Raw genomic sequence first — 17,678 nt, 5'->3', positions numbered from 1 at the left:
GACAAAACTGCGCCCACTGGGGGATGAAAAAACGACAAAAGTCGTCGACATCGCAGAAAATTTCAACTAACTTGTCCATGGCCTGTTCCTCCCCGGAGTCGTTTTAGGCTTTCACCAAAACTTTGCTCCTGGAACAGGCCTCTCGTCAATTTCTTATCCAGAATTCAGGTTAATTTATTCACTGGATTCTGTGGGGCATGTTTCGACAGGTCGCGATAAATCTCCTGATGAATGCCGTGTGCCAATGCAATCAAGTTATTTAAATTGATTTCACAGCGTTCATCTTTGGCTTTTTTGGTAATGAACGTGAAAAGTGAAATTCCCAGACTTGCACGATGCAGCGCCTGTTTCAGTGAGATAGGTTTATGACTCATGGTATGCCCCCTGAACGGAGGTCAAGCACATAGGGAAGATTTTAGGCAAACAGACTTTGCCCTTTCTGGTTAGAAAGGTATATTGATACATAGCTACCTCGATACTGTTGTTATCGGTGGTTGTTAGCCCTCGTTTGGTACTGGTAATACCATTCGGGGGCGTTTTATTTAACGTCTAAATCATGTTAAGGTATAGACCTATTGATTTCGATACTAGTGTAATAGGTCTATACATGTCAACACCCAAAAGAGATAAAAGCCCTAAAGGTGCTGGGCGTTCCCCTATGTTTAACGTCAGGCTGTCACCAGAGTTAAAAGCACAATTTGAAGATGCCGCATCTGACGCAGGAGTGACCTTAGGTAATTGGTTAAAAACATTAGGTCGCCAAGAACTAGAACGATTAGGAATTAAACCCAAAGGCTGAGCTGAATAAATTTTATTAATTCGGTTCATAGGTCTTTTATCCTAAAAATTAATTATTTCGAAGGTGACTTTTGCAATGTCACCTTTTATTTTTTATTAGGCTGTCTGAACACGGCGAGTTGAAACCAAATAACCATCAAGATCTGATTTTAAATAAATAACTTTACGGCCTACCTTATGATATGGAATTTTTTCTTTTCCTGTATACGCCCAGTTAGCCAGCGTTTGTGCAGTGACACCAAGATAAACTGCGGCTTCTGCTCTGGTGAATTTTTCTAAGGTTGTTGCGGAAGGATGTAATCTCATTTTTAGCACCATATATTATTAATTATCAGTAGTGATAGATTATTTATAAGTAACAATTTAGGACAGGGATTTATCTTGTATAACACTGTATACAGGAGAAGAGCAGGTTCTTTTACAGGGAAATAATTAACTAAAAAAGTATAAAATGGTAAAAAATAACCATTAATACTAATTGTTTTTTATTTTTTTTATATCTCTAATATACGATTTGAATCCATCAGCCAACCCATTATGTAACAATGAAAAATAACAGTGACATTCACCATTTTTTATGGTCTTTAACTTACATTCACACTTGTTAAAAGCTTTAAATTTTTTTCCATTTACCGTGATCAATGTTTCATAATCATATGGTAAAAATACTGCTATCCTAAACTCATCCTCATGTTCGTATTTAATTGATTTAGCGAAAACTGCATCCTGTGAAGATAATGTTCCTAGACCAGCATTGTCTGTGTAGTAATACACATTTTTTGCAATTACCTCGCCTTTAAACTGTGTTTCAAATATGTACTTTAAGAACTCTATAAGGCAATTAACATTAAATTCAATACATACGTCTGCTTCAAATTTTTCAAATAATTCAGCATTATTCTTTTTATTACTAAAACAAATACATAGACATGGTCTCACAAAAATATCAAATTTTATTTGACCAACAAAATCCTTTGAATCCAGATCCATATTATTAATAGAAAACTGGTATGATTCAGGAGGAAACTCAAAATGCTTTACCTCCTCATCATCTTGCATATTTTCATTTTCAAGTCGTACATAATGTCGAATATCACAAAGCCTAATTCCCCCATAACCTTCAACCAATCCTTTCAAGTATTTCCATTTTCCATATAAGTATTTGTACATCAAATCCTCCACTAATCCACCACGTTTTTTCCATAATTAATTTTTAGCACTTTATTCAGATAATTGAAAAAGAATTCTTCGTTTATCGTCATCACTCATTCCAGACAGAATAGAAATAATTTTTTGATCTAATACCTTTTTGTTCTCTACCATGCCAGCATGTTCCAGTATCGCCTGTTCTATTCTTTTAGCTGGCTCCTGCAATTCATCAGCACCAAAATGTAAATAACCCTGAGTAACATCAGCACTACGTAATGTTCTATGATTCATTAAGCGCTTCAAAATATAGTTACCCACGCCCACTAATTCGGCGACTGTACCAAATGTGCGGCGGGCATCGTGCCATTTGAATGGTATTGGTTGGAGCATATCTAAATTAGGTTCAGGGACGGTAGCTGCGCTAATACGATCAATGACATGGCGACATTCTTTGATAACACCTCTCAGACCGGGAAAAACAAAATCCTGTTCTCTCTGTTTCATTATCAAACGCCGACTAAACAAGTTCCTTAAGGTATCAGTAATAGGAAGTTCAAGCGGATCGCCATTTTTGGTTGTTTCTATCCAGAAATAGTGCCCTCCCATATTCACACGATCCCAAGTAAGGTTGAATATCTCCGATTTACGTAATCCGGTAAACATAGCCATTTCCACCGCGTCACATGCAGCGACTGCAACATCATCTCTTCCATTTTCGGCTTTATCCCGAACAGTGGCCACAGCACTTAACCAGCGTGCAAGTTCATGTGTTCGGATACGATCAGTTTTTCTTACCGTGCCATGCCATTTACGTTTTGTGCTCAAAACGGCGGTAGGCGGATCAGGGAGTAAAACCCTTTCTTCTTCATCTCGATAATGGTCATGGGCAAAACGATAAACGGCTCTTAACGACCTAGCCCATAAATCAGCCTGTGCGTTACTGCCAGTTCCAACACCCGCACGTAACGTTGCTTTGTCAGCACCAAACCAAACAGTACCCTCAGTGATTGCTTTATGCCTGAGTTCGACACGTTCCCTGCTTATTGATGCTAGCGGTTGTTGCAGCCAATCACCGGAAAAATTCTTTAATATGGAACGATATTGATTGGCAGTAGTGAGTTTTAATCTATGCCCTCTGTTAGAAATATAGGTGTCTAAAGCCTCAGATAATGTTACTACTGCTTTTTCATTGATACGCTTAACAACATTGGGGTTCTGGCCTGTAGTGGCTACTTCACCAAGAACCTCAAGCGCCTTTGCCCTAGCATTATCAATAGATAAATCAGGAAATCGCCCTAATGTGGCACGGATAAACTTTCCTTTTCTCTTTCTGGAAATACAGAAACTTTTAACTCCAGTCGTACCGATACGAATACGTAACCCGTTTACCACTGTATCACTATACTCAACTTGCCCACGTTCTGCGTGGTGGCAGGCTTTCTAGTTTAGCTTTCGTGAATTTGAAAGTTTCCACATCTGTCCCTCTATATTAAAAAAGTAAGAATCAACTTTTCTATTGTCACCAAACGATTAGGGTATCCTGTGAATCGCTTGCAGACGCTAGGATACTTATAGGATACCGTAGGCAAGTATTTTAGGTTATTTATGTGTATTTATACAGTAGTTATGAAATTTGTAATTAATTGAAAATCAATAACAAGTATAAATAAATAAAACCACTTACTCAGTCTCATAATCGCTTGGTCGCTGGTTCAAGTCCAGCAGGGGCCACCAAATTTAAGCTGTTAAATCAGCACATTAGGCCAATTTTAGACAAGTGGCTTTTTTGTTTTTATAAGTCAGTGGCGATAAAATGGCGACAGGGATTTTCTGCATTCATTAACGTACAGGAGTCATGATGGAAACTAACCCCCTACATAAAGTCAGTGAGATAAAAACTTTTTCTTCTTCAATTTGGCCTGATGAAGAAGTTGCTATCAATAAATTATTAGCCACGAAAAAATGGATATTACTCGGTTGCGCAAGCGGCACAGATAGAGATGGTAGCCCCATGCATGAATGGGTGCTTGGAAAAATAGTTCCATAAATTTCATCTTATAATTTTTTATAAGCCGCATCTATCCTGTCTTGGGTGTAGCCAAGCGGCTTTTCTCCGTGATCTTCTTTTCCACGTAAAATAGAATTTTACTTTAATATCAATGCATTGATATTTTTCCGCGATCCGCTTTTGATCCAAAAACTGAAATCCCCTGAAAATCTTTTCACACCTTTCAGTTTGTGACTTTTCCCACAACGCCAGCACGGACGCACTCTAGCGATTCCCGTTGTAGGATTTTAAAAATGAAATATTTTTTTGATCCAAAACGTGCAGGCGGGTGCGGTGTAGTCCGTTTTACGTCAGGTTGACGTTTATTTCGTGGGAATTGTGCAGCATGAGCACAGCGTAGGAATGCAGATCCAAATGAACCATAGCGAGGAGTAATTTAATGGGTTAGCGGTGCTGTGTGCGTCTGGCGGCGTTTTATTGAGGGGATAAAAATAAACCCCGCCGAAGCAGGGTTATTTGACTGAAACAGAAAAATCAATTGGTGAGGTTGATTTCGCCGTTTCTATTTTGGCGAGACGTTTTATTGTTCGTGCAGTGGCGGAGTAGCCGCCTCGGTCATGAGCCACCTCAGCCATAGCGCGATATCTCAAAGCCAACATCGTAACTCTACGTGTTATCACATCCAATAGCAATCCTTTACATTTGCAAAAAGCACCAGACAGATAAGCCGCTGTTACCCAATCACGGGCGAATACTTCTGTTTCAGCCCATCGGATTTATGGGCGGTGCCTCGGATGGCGCTGGCGTTCTGGGGGGTGCCTGTATTGTGATGGGTATGAGCAGCGGTCAGTTCCGCCAGTTCTTTCACCACATCCAGTGTCTCTAACATCAACGTCATGACGTTAATTTGTGGGCTGCCCACCCAGACGACAGGTGCGACGATTTCCTGTTTGACGCCTGCAATGCTCTGTTTCAGCAGGCCGATTTTCTCTATCAGCGTTTGGCCCACGTCGATAGTGGCATTTTTCCCCACACTGGCGAGGTAATTGCCGGATGTGGCCAGACTGTAATCCCCCTCTGCCACCTGCTGCACAGCACCCGCCAATAAGGTGGATGTGCCTAACACCAGCGTTTTATCCGTAGCCTGAATCGTGGTATCACGGGCCACTACGGTGCGGGTTTCGGTGTCGGCTTTAATTTCACGGTGCATGGACGATTCGTTAATGGTCTGGTCAGTCTGGCGTATCCAGCTCCCTTCCTGTGTCACGCGCTGCGAGACTTCCGCCCGCTGCTGCTGCAACTGTTCACCGGGCTTGATGTCTGGCAGGGTGTTGCCCTGACTTAACGTCTGGCGGATAAACGGCTTATCCGGTCGCCCGCCTTCAAACGCAATTTCAACCACGGTGCCGATAGGCGGATACTGGAACATGCCCGATTCACTGCCTGCCATCGGCAAAGGTAGCGGTACAGCCCGATAAACCGGGGCTGCGGCATCTTTGCCGTTAGCATCCAGTAATTGCACATCAACCGCATAACGCGGGCGGAATGGGTCAGACACATCGCCACTGACGGTGTTTTCGGTGTGGGCTTCAATGCGGGCCAGTTTGGGCAGATGTAACCCGGCAGAGAGTTCAGGGTAAGCGGCATCAATCTGGCGCTGGGCAGGGGTTTTATGCTCCGTCTGGCCTTTCGGCTGCCATGTGATGCTCATGTTTTCATTCAACAGATTAACCTTGGTCAGCCGCTGCTGATTGACCACAAAACCGGGGCGCAGGGATTGGATCATCGGAATGGTCATGGCATTGCCCGCCGACTGGCTCTGGCTGAATTCATTCGGGATGTCGACAGGTTTTTGGGCAAACATCGAATGCGCCCAACTGCCCAGATAAACCGAACCATCCGGCAATTGGTGCCAGAGATAATCGTCAATAGCAAAAAGCTGCCCCAGACTGCCCAGTAACTGGTAGCCCGTGCCGTTATGGGTATAGTGTGGGATGGGTTTATCGGTATAAGGCGCATCCGGTAAGATGAACGTCAGTCCGCTGTGCTCTTGCAACCAGTCGACTATCTGGCGTAACGTCGGGTGCTGAAACGAGCACGGCCATGCTTTATCAAACACGCCGACCAGTTCACGCACAAACAGGCGCTGATAGCCGTTCTGGGCAGGCTGTGAGCGTTCCACATACCCGGTAAACCAGCGCAGCACCAAATCTGGATAACCCACCTCAAGGCGCACCAGTTTCCCGGTGTAATCAGTCGTGGTTTCCGCTGTGATAAACCCCCGGCCACAGGCGGACAATTCCAACATGAGATTAGCATCGACCACATGCATCTCATCGCCGGATAAATAGAGTCGCTGGATGGGTTTCATTCGCTTGCGCCTCCGATGCCATCGTTAATCGGTTTTAAGACCTCACGTTCGAACCAGCTTAATTTTTCCGGGTCTTCCCCGGCTTTCGTGCCGCCCTGTCCGGTCTGTTTTTTCGCCTGAATCGCGCCGGTGGCACGGGCGTCGCGTTTCTCCGCGACCGATAAATGCTCGCGCAAGGTAAACGTGACCTGCCATGCCTGTTTACCGTCCACCTTGCTGGCATCAATCGTGCCCGTAAAGGTGCCAATGCGAAAGTTAATAGCCTGTGCGGTGAGATTCGCCACCCGGTAGCGTTTCAGGTTGCCATTGTCTTTGGCTTCCGCCAGTGCAAACAGGCGCGACAGGGTTTTCTGTTCGGTAAAGGGAATAATGCCGGTGATACGCAGCTCTTTCGGCTTAATTCCCTGTTCGGCGACAGCGGTGCTGGAAGACTGCCCGCTCTGGTCTTGATCCTGAAACATCACAGAGGGTGTAACGGTCAGACTTTTTAGCGCAATCGCCTCGCCATCAAGGGCGAGGGTGATAATTTGGCTCATGGTGTAGCATCCTTTCTAATGAGCAAAGATCGTTTCCGGCAAACAACACGGCCAGTGTGTACACGGCGTCCGGTTCGGGGATATTTTTACGTAATTTTTCTGCCACATGTGCACCGTTCCCTTTCCCGGCGAACGCCCAGACCGTGGCGGATTTTCCCGCCAGCCCACTCATGGCATCGGTCACTTGCTGCAACGCCGATTGCCGGGCAGTGGTCAACGCGGTTAACTGGGATTTTAACCCGGCAATGCTGCTGCCCGCGCTGGCCTGTGCTTTGGCTTTGGCTATCAATTGTGCATTGACCGCCTGACGGCTGGTTGCGGTGGATAGCGGTTGTGGCAGCGGTAAACCGCCACCCGGCTTGCCCGGCAATTGCATTTTTGTCGTGGTCAGACTTTCCACCGTCTTTGCCATCCGTTTGACCTGTGCCAATGCAGGCAACGGCAGCACCGCTGAGAACTGCGTCAGGTGCTGCATAAATTCCGCGTGGGTTTTAGCGCACACCATCAGTATCAGGCTATTGATATGGCCCGCCCCCGTGAGCTGAGTCGCCAGCGTCTCAATGGCATTGGTCGGGCTGAGATAACTGCCGCTGTCAGTCTGCTGCCCGATACCATAAATAAATGGATGGATAGGCACGATGGCGGCAGACAGCCCCGATAAAGTCGGGGACAGTTTCAGGGATTTACGCTGCCAGTGCATTATTCGGGTTGCTCCGGCCAGATGATATCGGGGGCGGTGGCACAATCCACTCGATTAAGCAGGACACAATACTTTTTCCATGCCGTCAGTGAAATTTGTTCTACCTGAGTTGCCATCTGGAGATCGACTGCATATTGCAAGGGGGCAGTCATGCGTGTTGCCTCTGCCAAACGTGTTCGCTTTTCATATTCAGCCTGAGTTATGAGTTGCGCTGTTGTGAGAGGCGGATTTGCTAAAATTTTTGCTTCTTTCTCCGTAATAGAAATGAGGCCCTCTTTGGGCGTTTGGATTTCATTGTACGCATAGACGCTACCTGCATTATCTTTAAAGTATCTCATTATCTTAGCTCCAGCCATCGGTACACTGCCCGGCCATTTATTGTGTAAGCTGATTTATTGGGAATGATGTTATTAATGTTGTACACCACGCTCTGTTTTGAACCCGCATATATTAAAGAGGACGCTTTAATATCATTCAGCGTACAAACCCACTCATCTCCACCGGAATCAGCAACAACCAATGTCTGTATAGACCTGCCGGAATTGTTTATATAATTTAATCCATTAGATCTTATATTTGTGACATCCACCCAAGCCTGCCCCAACCCTATCGGTGCGTTGTACCATTTAGTCATCCGTTTAATCGTCACGGATGTGGTTTCATTGGTTAAAGACAGGCTTCCGGCTCCATTTCGGTGTTCGAAGTTCACCACAATATTGTTGTCATTGAGGATGACTTCGACAGTAAATAACCGATTACTTTGTGCCCCAATAGTCTGGATCACATCTCCTACTTCCAGCTTAAGTGCAGAAACCATCCCTACCATGCCAATCGTATTGCTTGAAGCGACAAAATCGGCCCCGCCTGTTATTTCAGGCTGGAGACTATGGAATGCTTCCGTCACGGATTTCTGGCTCATCACATCAACCGTAGATTGCCCCGTCGTCTGGACGATATTATCAAAGCCTAATTTGCTATGAAGACCCCGTGTTTTGTTGTCTATGGCATCAGTCACTGCTTTTTGGCTCATGACTTTGGTTTCTGCGGTGCCCGTTGACTGAACCAGATCATCCATCGTTAATGCATCGCTTTTACCTTCAGAACGCAGAAAACCATTTTTATCTGTCGATGTATTGATATCCGTCCATAACCGATAAACAACCGGGTCACTTAAGTCATATCCGCCGACCACGGTGACCCCTTGCCCCCCAGTTCCGGCTGATATCGCGGTATAGGTGTTGATCGTTTTGCAATACAAAATGGCACTGTATCGGTAACTCAGGCTGGTTGTGTAGTGGCGATTCATAAACACACTGGTGGGCGTATTCACATTTCTGAAATAATCTTTGAATGCTGCTTCTTCCAAATTAACTTCACCGCCCGTGCCTCCAAAGCCAAAATCACCAAGTCGCATAACATTTTTGATTTCTTGTCGGGTGGCATAATCGCCTTTGGATTGCTTCCCATTGAGGCCACTGATTAAGGCTTGTTGAGTCGCGTAGTCCTGCTTAACTCTACTCAATTCGCCGTTCAGTGCGACAATATTACGCTCATTTAATGACCCTTTACTCCGCAAATCGGTGACATTCCCATCACCATCAACCCACGCCACCGCAAACACATAATGCGGATAGCTTACCGCATCCACATAGTTGTTCAGCTCTTTCGCGGCGGTCATTTTCACCACGGTTTTCCACTGACTCACCAGATTGCCCTGATAGCTGAAATCGGCATACACACGGGTATTACGCAGACTGTTAAGCGTCTGGTCAAATGCCAACACGCCACGCAGCCCGCCGACATAAGCCAGCCCTTTTTTCACAAGGTACTGTTCACCCTGACGCACCACCGCAAAACTATCGCCGAAAAACGCCGCTTCGCCGTAACTGTCGGTATTAATCAGGCGCTGCATCTCATCCATCCCCGTCAAACGGGCAGTAAAATCAATCTGCCAGGTTTCGGCGGTGGTAGTGATGGCCGTTTCTGTCGCCGCCCCGTCAAATTCCAGCAAAAAAGAGCGGGTTAACACATTACCCTGCAACCCGTTAGCGGTTCTGATTTTCTTCTGGGTGGGCGCATGGGTGATCATGCCAATCACACCGGAAGCCTTATTCATCAGGCCAATCCAGTTAAAATCAAAGTGACCCACTTCCGTGCCCAATGTGACGCTGTAAGCCACGGCGTTCTCACTGGCGAGTCCGGTTTTATTGACCGCCTGACGGTGGACGATTTGATTTGCAGCAGGCAATTTTTCATCACGGCTGATAGTCTGAGTCGGATCTAACTCCGGCACATTGGCAAAAACAAACTCATCCAACACCACAGGCTGACCTGCGGCCACCTGCTGGGTCTTCCATTTTTCAAAGTCCAAAGTAATGACGGAGGACATTTTCTATTTCCTTATAATGATGCACCGTAGGTCACGTTCGGTGCGCTGCTTTCCTTGAGGCGGGCACTGTCACAGACGGCAACGCCCGCGATATGCCCTACTTTTATTAATAATGGCTGAGTCGGAATAGCCGCGGCATACGTGCAATAGTCTGCCCCGATATTGCCCACCCGCATCAGCAACTGGTTTTTCGCGATCACTTCAAAGCGATAACGACGGCAGGTGCGTCCGTATTGCCGGATAATATTCATCAGCAAATCAGGGTTAGCCGCTATCTGGCTGTCACTGAGGCGCAGGATAATCACATCCCAGTCAATGTCCGGCTGGCGCTCCAGCAATTCCACATAACCCACGCCGAGGCGTTCAAAGATGGCAATAAAACCTGCGATGCTGCCTGCATCTTTCGCGTTGATAAACGCATACTTCACCCGCTTGCGGAACAGGGGCAACGGTTCGCCGTTAAAACGCTGGATATCGCGCTGATAGGCCAGCACCGATAACAACGACTCAGTACAAGTTTCGGCGTCCAGCTGGGCCAGCGGCCATGTCAGCCAGCCGTAAACCTGCGTCCAGAATGCCCGCGCCGCACTCAGTAGTTTGGCGGGTTCGCCCTTGTCCATCCATGAGGGCAGGGCCAATCGCTTAAGGCGTTGCCTGAACTCAGACATTTTTCACCTCCACCGACAGCGTTTTCAGCCGTGGTACACTTAAGTCACTGAGAATATCCCCCAGAGAAAAGGTCAGGGATTCAATCTCGCTGAATTCACGGTGGATTTCCCGCCCTAAGTTGGAAAAGGAAAAACGCGAGTACGGCCACGTTTTTTTCACCGGATACTGGCTGTTTTCCCGAAAGGCACAGCGGATCAGGTTCTCGACATCCCGTTTCAGGGTGGCTATCTGTTCGTTGCTGTAGTTCGCCAGACTGACCACAAACAGCGTGACCGCTAAATCATGCTGGGTTTCCGGCATCGGCAGGCACTGCATATCATCACCATGCCCGTGATGGCCCTGATTGGTGATATAATCGTTCACCGCCTCAATAAAGGACTGACTGGTGACGCCCGAATCCAGCAACAGATACGCATTAGCCGTCCCTGCCCCACGGGGCGCATCATGCAGAAAGAAGATGCGATCAATGCTTAATCCCGCCACTGCTGCAATCATGCCCCGGTAAACCGCATCCGTATGATAGTTACCCACCAAGTTATATTGGTTGCGGCAACGGTCGCGCAAATCGTCATCAGATTCCGCATCCGCGCCGGGGGTTAACAGCCAGCCTTCCTCATTCTGTACCCGTGCAATGCCGGACACGGCCACAGGCAGAATGCGAAAATAACCGGGGGCCAGATTGAATGCGCCGCCTGCTACTTCAGCCGTGACAGGCAGCAAGGCACTGCTGACCCCTTCAGCAATGGCCACACTTTCGGTGGTGCTGACCCGGTAGATTTCACCGTTAATACGCTCAGTCTGGATAACCGTTCCGGCAGGCACGGTCACGGCAGAGGCCCCTGTTGCTTTATAAAAACGAATAACACCCTGCGCAGCCGAAGCGGGTTTGCGTTTCAGGTTCACGCCCCACGCGAACATATCCAGCCATGAACCGGAGGCGCTCGCCAGATACATATTTTTCAGCGTGACGTTGATTAAGGCTTCTTTCAGCCACAGCACCGGACGCGTGACAATGGTGTTAATCAGCCGCCAGAACGGGGACATGCGCGAGGTGTTAGTGACCAGCCCGGCTTCATTCACCACACTGACAAAGGCTTTGCTGATGTCGGCTTCTGTGGTCGGCATCCCGCTGTCACGTAGCACCTTTTCATAGTCAATGGTGGGTTTAGTGTCCATGTCCCACACTCACATTAATACGGCCAAAATCGTAGGTTTCTGCTGTTATCCATAATTTGGTCGATGATTCTTCATTAATGCCGACGGTGCCCGGAATAATCCGCTCATCATTCTCAATCAGAATAACTATCTGAGTATGAATATCCGCTCGCAATGTCGGGCTGCGTTCAGCAATTAATTGGGTTGCCAAGCCACTTTCAATAATTGCGTGAATACAGTCCTGCCCAATGGAAACTCGGTTATTACAAAAATACGGTTCGTTTCCTGAATTAAGTGTAAAATCTCGCTCATTAATTAATAAATCGATATATTTAGGCTCATCCATATGCCACTTGTTCCCATTCTGTAAATTGATCTGGTGTCATGCTGTTGGCGACATTAAATGTCACACTTTCAATACGGCGGCTATTATCATTAACAGTCTGTGAATTATTCGCGACTTCACTCATTAGTCCATTTCTATTGATGCCTAGTTTTTTCCCGCCTGTTAATACAGTTTGTGAATCATTTCCTATATTAGGTATTCCTGCTGTTGACTTAGTAACACTCTTTTCAATAGGAATAGTTTCAATGTTCACGAAAGGAATATGGTTAAGCGTATTGATAACTGAGTTTATCTCCTCACCAAAAGTTTCACTTAACCAATCGAAAAAACCACTAAAAATATTTTTTATACCATCAACCATATCTAAGAAGGCTTTTACAAAGGTAAACTCTTTAAAAAGATCTCCCAGACTATTCCAGTCACCAGTAATTAACTTACACACGAAACTAAATAATTCGGCTAAACCGCCGATGGCATAACTGATTAAATTAATAGGCAACATGATCAAACCAATAGCACCGGCAACAACACGACCAAAAACACTTCCTGCCTCTGTTACATTTTTAAGTTCTTCATCAGTATATTGGATAGGCGCTAATAATTTAGCAAACCAGCCAAATAGCCCTTTAATTCCATTCCAGAGCAAACTAATAAATCCACCAAGAACACTAAATAAAACCTTCACCGCATTCCAGACAGAGCCAATTGCCCGACCAATTGCACCAAATAAAAATGATAAGGGTGAGAGTGAATCACTGGCTTCGCTAAATCCCTGTATAAAACCGCTAATAAATGCCTTGATCGGCTGCCAAAACTTAATAACAGCAAACACCAATCCAGCAATAACCGCGATAAGCAATAGAATCGGCCAGCTCATAAAGCTAAATGCCAGTCCGGTCAAAATAGCCGCACCACGAATAACCAACAATGTGCCCTGTAATACTCTCAGAGCAATATTCCATGCAAAGATAGATGCTCTATAAAGCCATACTGCCACTGTTCCCAGTTGCATTAGCAAGGTAAAACCCGCCATGACACCCCGCAGGCCAATCAGAATAAGCTTGGATACTCCCATCACTATGTTGGCCATCGCCCCAATAGCAGCAAAGTTCATAATGACAAGCGTTATATAACCAACCCAGCGTGCAATATTGGGAAACAGTTTCATCCAACGAACCAGTACCTGGCTGGTATCTGCTAGCCAATTAACCAGCGGTTTGATAACGGGTAACAATGCAGAACCAATCAGGATATGCAGATTCTGCCAGATTTGCTGTAACCGCTCCCACGGGTCAGCCATCTGTGCTGCCATTTTGTAGGTACGATCCATGCCATCATTTGCACCCAGTGCTGCCATATTTTTGTTTAGCGCATCAACGTCATTGAAAAGTGCTTTGACTACCACCGCAGAGTCACCAAATGCGGCTTCAATTTCGGCTTGCGCTTTCAGGTTACCTTCAATACTGCTGCCATATTTAGCCTGTAGCTGTGCCAGTATTTCCGGCATGGAAAGCATCTGACCGTATGCGTTAACAAAACTTAATCCCAGACTTTTTCCGCCATCCGCTGCAACCGATAAAAATGCCTCATAAGCACGGCTGGCATCGCCTCCCAATGTTTCCTGTAATTGCCCCAACACAGCCAGCTGCTCATCAATCCCTACGCCGAAGTTTGTTCCGGCTTTGCGGGCATCTTCCAACAATTTCGTCATTTCCGGCATACTGGTGCCGAAAGTTTGCGCCATAAAAACCGCTTTACCCGACAGCTCTTCAGCAAACTGAAGATTGCCTACCGATTGAGCATGGCCAGAAAAAAGCGCAAACATTTTCCCCATATAATTCGCTGCATCGGTTGAACTGGCTTTCAGGGCAACAGCAGTGGTGTTAGCAATTTTGGTCATCTGGGGCAATTCCGTTTGCTCCAGCCCCTGCACTGCCTTGTTAATTTCTGCTGCCGAATTCACAAAATCGATGGCTGATTTACCATACTGGGAACTGAATGTGACAGAATCGTTGGCAATTTTCGCCATAACGCTGCTATCGATTCCCTGTAATGAAGCTGTTTTTAACGCCTCATCCATTTGTATAGCAGGTTCAAGGAAACTATGAGTTGACCAAAAAGCGTCAGCTATTGTCTGCCCACCTGCGGAAATTTTCCCAAATGCTTTTTGTGATTCTTCAGCAACGCCAGAGATAGTATTTTTTAAATTATCAAGTGGCTCTGTAACCCTATTGATGAGATTTAATATAAAATCGAGCTGACTCATGGCTCACCTTTTAGTGCCAATGCAATTCCATTTGCAGTTGCAATTCGTGTATATTCCCAATATCGATTATCTAACCAAATTGCACGGGCTAAATTTTCCGTATTATCATTTTCATTTGGTAAGTAATGACGACGCAGAGTTAAGGCCTGTTCAAATAAGCTATTATCAATAGCCTTAACTCGCGCATTTAGTTTTTTATTTCGATTTCCAGTTTTGGTGCATATTCAGAGTTTACTTTTTCCACCAGCTGCATTGCTGCGCCCGGAATTTGCAACAATTCATCAAGTGCAGATTTAAAAGCAGGTTGAACAATACGACGCAAATAAGTGACAATAGGTACAATTTTATTATCCATTGTCATATCATTAATCATGTGATTATAAGCCACAATATTTGGCTCAAATTTAATTTCACTTCCACCAACCATCAAAGTAATGATTTTATTTTCCTTACTCATTTTTTAATTCCTTATTTGTTTTATTCATTCATAACATTATTAAAAAAACATCGTCCCTGATGTAATGAGTCTTCTTATTACATTAATGTAATAAAAATTCCCCATGTCCTTCCGTGAATTTTTTTAACCGATCAGATTACGGGTTAGCTCTGCTTCCAGATATGGAATACCATTAATACGTACAAAGTCCGGTGAGGTGACAACAAATTTAATTTTATGTGTCATTACGCTGCCGCCTTTGGGGTCAACGTCCAGAATATCGCTCACAATCAGTTTGCAACCGTAAGCTTCAACCTTCATTTCCTCATGGCCTGCTTTGGCATACCACATTAGGTCAACAGGCTGAATTCCGCGCCATGAACCGGCAGCACGCGCTTTGGCAGTCACGATATCCAAATACTTAGTACTGAGTTCAATCTCACCCTCAGCCGTGACATCACCAGAGATATAACCATCCGGTACGCCCTGAGTCTGAGCCGCAGCAGTATTGTCAGTGATAGACAGGTTGACCTTTTCCGCATGAACCAGATCACCATCCATATTAAAATCGACCGACTGGCCGGAAATACGCTGGCTCATTTAGTTCCCTCCCAAATCCAGCAACAAACTCGCCGAGATCCCTTTCGGGCATTCATAAGTGCGAATAGTGATATAAATTTCAACCGTGTTTTTATTGCGCCATGTGATAACAATGTCACCATCCTGAGGTGATTTAACTTCCCCCGGGAATGTCACACCGTTAATTTCCGTACTACGGGACATTTCACGCAAAGTACGGGCGAAATACGCCTGATGTGTCGCGATGCTGCCCGGTGTACTGTTCAGGCTGCGATCAGCAATTTTAGCGATAGCCTGCAAACGTACACGACGCGCAACTTTATCCACAACCCGCAGATTTTCGATGCTCTGATAGTCACCGCCTTCCACATCCAATGTGCGGCCATCTGACCAATACATACCATCGTAATCGGGATACCACATCGGCACACTGAAACGCAGCTTTTCCAATGCTTGTAGTGTTGCCAAGTCAATCGGTTTTCCTGTTCCATCAAGCGGAAAATCGGTTGTTCCCAAATCCATCAATGGCCCTGTCTGAACTCGTGCCGGGCTATCTGCCACAGTAACAGCGCGGTTACACAAACGGCCAGCCAATACTCCCGCTTCATTTCCCCACAAAGACGGTACTAATTGGATTGATGATACAGCTTCCCCCTTTTGCAGTTCCGCCAGACGCGCAACATAATCCGGCCAGACTTCTTTCGACTGTGCTCCCTCAACAGCCAGAATAGCCCACTGCCAGCGACCAAACTTAGCGATGGTGTTTGCACGCAACGTTTGAGCAGCCTTGATAATGGCTTTGTTCGCCCCGATTGTCAGTACATATCCTTCTATACTGGCAACACGTTGTGATGCTGTCACGGCTTCAACAAAAGCCAGCTCATCTGCCGATTCCGGCAAAATATGAACGTATCCGGACCAGTTTTGCCCTGCGTTTGCCATCGCTGCCAGTACATTACGTTTCAGAGCAGAATCTGCCATGCCCAATACGGAATCAAAATCCGTTTGAGTGTTTACTGCGATAGTTTTGCCTGTGTTAGTTTTTCCCGTACCAACAAAGAGCAATACTCGTTCGATTTCCTTGGTTTCGCCCTGCAATTGGTTAACCTGGTTAACCTGCACATGTGGCCACATAATTTATTCCTTTATTTATGTTTTAGTCGCTTAATGTCGGTGTATGAACAACACCGTTTTCAGCAAACCAGATCTCAGGGGTTGTCAGCAGCCAGCGTTTGCCATCAAAGGGGACAATACCGTTTTTATCCTCACGTATAACCACAGGCTCTGATAGTGATAACGACACAACAATAGCCGCTGTTTCGCCGTTCACTTTGACAGTCATGGTCGGATATTCCTGTTCCTGATTGTTTTCCCTAAATTCACCATGTTGTTCTGTCAGCCAGATATTGATTAGCAGTGATATATAACCGGGATCATATTCCTTGTGAGGAAAGCTCGCCCATTTAATCACTGCCTTATACTTTTGGATAAACATCTGGTATTGCCCTAACCCCAAATCCCGTTGAGCCTGAATAAAGCGGATTTCTCCCATTTCACTGGTAAATTCCGTTTTACCTGTGAGTTCTGGCAAATTTTCCCGTAAAAATGTCGTTAATTGCTGTAATTTATTCATTTCATGCATACCGCTATCAGTTTCAATCCTTTCATTCTTTACGGGTAAAAAAACAATGGGCAGTAAAGCCGCTTCTATTCGTAAACGGGTGGCAATCCCTTGCCGATGTGTTTGTACACATACTCTCTTCCGTTTGAACACAGGCATTATTGCGAATTTATTGAAGTGCTGCGAATGGTTTAGTTCGGATACATTCGGCTATCACTGAGTAACCGAATAAAATAGAAATATAATTTAAATCAAATAATTAAAAACCCCATAAAAACAAAAAGCCATCTGTCAGGATAATCTAACAGATGGCTCTTATTGGCTTATTGATTTGTAAATTATGAGATAAGAATAACCAATCTCGGTAAAAAAGCTCTCAGCAACTTTCTTGCAAAAATGCCAGCGCAGCTAAACGTTGCTGTGGATTGAGATTGTTAATAATTGTCTGCAATAGCTTATCGCCAGTTTTAGCACTGGGACTTAGTGTATGCGAAAAAGTCAGATTCATGACAAACCGGTGACCACATTCAATATCAGAACACGCACAGTAAAGATCGGCAATTTCAGGGTGCTTCCGATTGGTTTTGCTGATGGCGGCTTTAGCACCACATTCAGGGCAGATAATCTTTAATACGCGCATTTTTTTATTCCCAAC

At 45.5% G+C, this 17,678-nt stretch carries 21 protein-coding genes and 1 pseudogene; 2 read left to right on the top strand and 20 right to left on the bottom strand.

Annotated features, from left to right (window positions below):
* Positions 1 to 164: 164 nt before the first annotated feature.
* Positions 165 to 374, bottom strand: a complete 210-nt coding sequence (locus Xsto_RS16020) for a hypothetical protein (protein WP_099125701.1) — start codon at positions 372 to 374, stop codon at positions 165 to 167.
* A gap of 233 nt (positions 375 to 607) precedes the next feature.
* On the opposite strand from Xsto_RS16020, the gene Xsto_RS16015 reads away from it, so the two are divergent.
* A complete protein-coding gene (locus Xsto_RS16015; RefSeq protein WP_099125700.1) occupies positions 608 to 799 on the top strand; it encodes a hypothetical protein in 192 nt (63 codons plus the stop codon).
* A 95-nt stretch (positions 800 to 894) separates the two neighbouring features.
* Here Xsto_RS16015 and Xsto_RS16010 read toward each other — a convergent pair whose 3' ends face one another.
* The 3 genes and pseudogenes from Xsto_RS16010 to Xsto_RS16000 form a co-directional block, all read right to left on the bottom strand.
* Complete coding sequence (locus tag Xsto_RS16010; protein ID WP_244590419.1) at positions 895 to 1,104, bottom strand: helix-turn-helix domain-containing protein; 210 nt, start codon at positions 1,102 to 1,104, stop codon at positions 895 to 897.
* A 168-nt stretch (positions 1,105 to 1,272) separates the two neighbouring features.
* The gene (locus Xsto_RS16005) at positions 1,273 to 1,968 is read right to left on the bottom strand and encodes a hypothetical protein (RefSeq protein ID WP_099125698.1); all 696 of its coding nucleotides are present in this window, start codon (positions 1,966 to 1,968) and stop codon (positions 1,273 to 1,275) included.
* A 51-nt stretch (positions 1,969 to 2,019) separates the two neighbouring features.
* A pseudogene (locus Xsto_RS16000) lies at positions 2,020 to 3,421 on the bottom strand (tyrosine-type recombinase/integrase).
* A gap of 384 nt (positions 3,422 to 3,805) precedes the next feature.
* On the opposite strand from Xsto_RS16000, the gene Xsto_RS15995 reads away from it, so the two are divergent.
* Positions 3,806 to 3,994 (top strand): hypothetical protein, encoded by a 189-nt coding sequence (locus tag Xsto_RS15995; RefSeq protein WP_099125697.1) that lies wholly within the window; start codon positions 3,806 to 3,808, stop codon positions 3,992 to 3,994.
* Between the two features lie 473 nt (positions 3,995 to 4,467).
* Here Xsto_RS15995 and Xsto_RS21590 read toward each other — a convergent pair whose 3' ends face one another.
* The 16 genes from Xsto_RS21590 to Xsto_RS15925 form a co-directional block, all read right to left on the bottom strand.
* Positions 4,468 to 4,635, bottom strand: a complete 168-nt coding sequence (locus Xsto_RS21590) for a hypothetical protein (protein WP_169926660.1) — start codon at positions 4,633 to 4,635, stop codon at positions 4,468 to 4,470.
* Between the two features lie 53 nt (positions 4,636 to 4,688).
* Entirely contained in the window at positions 4,689 to 6,326 is a 1,638-nt protein-coding gene (locus tag Xsto_RS15990) for a type VI secretion system Vgr family protein (RefSeq protein ID WP_099125696.1), read from the bottom strand.
* A complete protein-coding gene (locus tag Xsto_RS15985) occupies positions 6,323 to 6,862 on the bottom strand; it encodes a baseplate complex protein (protein WP_099125695.1) in 540 nt (179 codons plus the stop codon). Before Xsto_RS15985 ends, Xsto_RS15990 begins: the two co-directional genes overlap by 4 nt.
* Positions 6,834 to 7,562 carry a hypothetical protein gene (locus Xsto_RS15980; RefSeq protein ID WP_099125694.1) on the bottom strand — a complete coding sequence of 243 codons (729 nt, stop codon included), beginning with the start codon at positions 7,560 to 7,562 and terminating at the stop codon, positions 6,834 to 6,836. The genes Xsto_RS15985 and Xsto_RS15980 overlap by 29 nt, the downstream gene beginning before the upstream one ends.
* The gene (locus tag Xsto_RS15975; RefSeq protein WP_099125693.1) at positions 7,562 to 7,900 is read right to left on the bottom strand and encodes a tail fiber assembly protein; all 339 of its coding nucleotides are present in this window, start codon (positions 7,898 to 7,900) and stop codon (positions 7,562 to 7,564) included. Before Xsto_RS15975 ends, Xsto_RS15980 begins: the two co-directional genes overlap by 1 nt.
* Positions 7,900 to 9,951, bottom strand: coding sequence for a phage tail-collar fiber domain-containing protein (locus Xsto_RS15970; RefSeq protein WP_099125692.1), 2,052 nt, complete (start codon positions 9,949 to 9,951; stop codon positions 7,900 to 7,902). Before Xsto_RS15970 ends, Xsto_RS15975 begins: the two co-directional genes overlap by 1 nt.
* Positions 9,952 to 9,962: 11 nt before the next feature.
* Positions 9,963 to 10,619: a phage tail protein gene (locus Xsto_RS15965; protein ID WP_099125691.1), complete on the bottom strand. Its 657-nt coding sequence runs from the start codon at positions 10,617 to 10,619 to the stop codon at positions 9,963 to 9,965.
* Positions 10,612 to 11,796 (bottom strand): baseplate J/gp47 family protein, encoded by a 1,185-nt coding sequence (locus tag Xsto_RS15960; RefSeq protein ID WP_099125690.1) that lies wholly within the window; start codon positions 11,794 to 11,796, stop codon positions 10,612 to 10,614. The genes Xsto_RS15965 and Xsto_RS15960 overlap by 8 nt, the downstream gene beginning before the upstream one ends.
* Positions 11,786 to 12,121 (bottom strand): DUF2590 family protein, encoded by a 336-nt coding sequence (locus Xsto_RS15955; RefSeq protein ID WP_099125689.1) that lies wholly within the window; start codon positions 12,119 to 12,121, stop codon positions 11,786 to 11,788. Before Xsto_RS15955 ends, Xsto_RS15960 begins: the two co-directional genes overlap by 11 nt.
* On the bottom strand, positions 12,114 to 14,387 hold the full coding sequence (locus Xsto_RS15950; protein ID WP_244590418.1) for a phage tail tape measure protein: 2,274 nt from the start codon (positions 14,385 to 14,387) through the stop codon (positions 12,114 to 12,116). Before Xsto_RS15950 ends, Xsto_RS15955 begins: the two co-directional genes overlap by 8 nt.
* The gene (locus tag Xsto_RS23020) at positions 14,384 to 14,524 is read right to left on the bottom strand and encodes a DUF6890 family protein (RefSeq protein WP_422646205.1); all 141 of its coding nucleotides are present in this window, start codon (positions 14,522 to 14,524) and stop codon (positions 14,384 to 14,386) included. Before Xsto_RS23020 ends, Xsto_RS15950 begins: the two co-directional genes overlap by 4 nt.
* Before the next feature lie 50 nt (positions 14,525 to 14,574).
* Positions 14,575 to 14,844, bottom strand: a complete 270-nt coding sequence (locus tag Xsto_RS15945) for a putative phage tail assembly chaperone (RefSeq protein ID WP_099125688.1) — start codon at positions 14,842 to 14,844, stop codon at positions 14,575 to 14,577.
* Between the two features lie 123 nt (positions 14,845 to 14,967).
* The gene (locus Xsto_RS15940) at positions 14,968 to 15,423 is read right to left on the bottom strand and encodes a DUF2597 family protein (protein ID WP_099125687.1); all 456 of its coding nucleotides are present in this window, start codon (positions 15,421 to 15,423) and stop codon (positions 14,968 to 14,970) included.
* Positions 15,424 to 16,539, bottom strand: coding sequence for a DUF2586 domain-containing protein (locus Xsto_RS15935; protein ID WP_211284332.1), 1,116 nt, complete (start codon positions 16,537 to 16,539; stop codon positions 15,424 to 15,426). It abuts the gene before it with no gap.
* Positions 16,540 to 16,558: 19 nt separating this feature from the next.
* Complete coding sequence (locus tag Xsto_RS15930) at positions 16,559 to 17,035, bottom strand: phage tail protein (RefSeq protein ID WP_099125703.1); 477 nt, start codon at positions 17,033 to 17,035, stop codon at positions 16,559 to 16,561.
* Between the two features lie 364 nt (positions 17,036 to 17,399).
* A complete protein-coding gene (locus Xsto_RS15925; protein WP_099125685.1) occupies positions 17,400 to 17,663 on the bottom strand; it encodes an Ogr/Delta-like zinc finger protein in 264 nt (87 codons plus the stop codon).
* Positions 17,664 to 17,678 lie beyond the last annotated feature (15 nt).

The organism is Xenorhabdus stockiae, from assembly GCF_002632825.1.
Classification (GTDB): domain Bacteria; phylum Pseudomonadota; class Gammaproteobacteria; order Enterobacterales; family Enterobacteriaceae; genus Xenorhabdus; species Xenorhabdus stockiae.
Note: the sequence above shows the minus strand (reverse complement) of the source record. Positions and strands in the feature narration are given on the sequence as shown.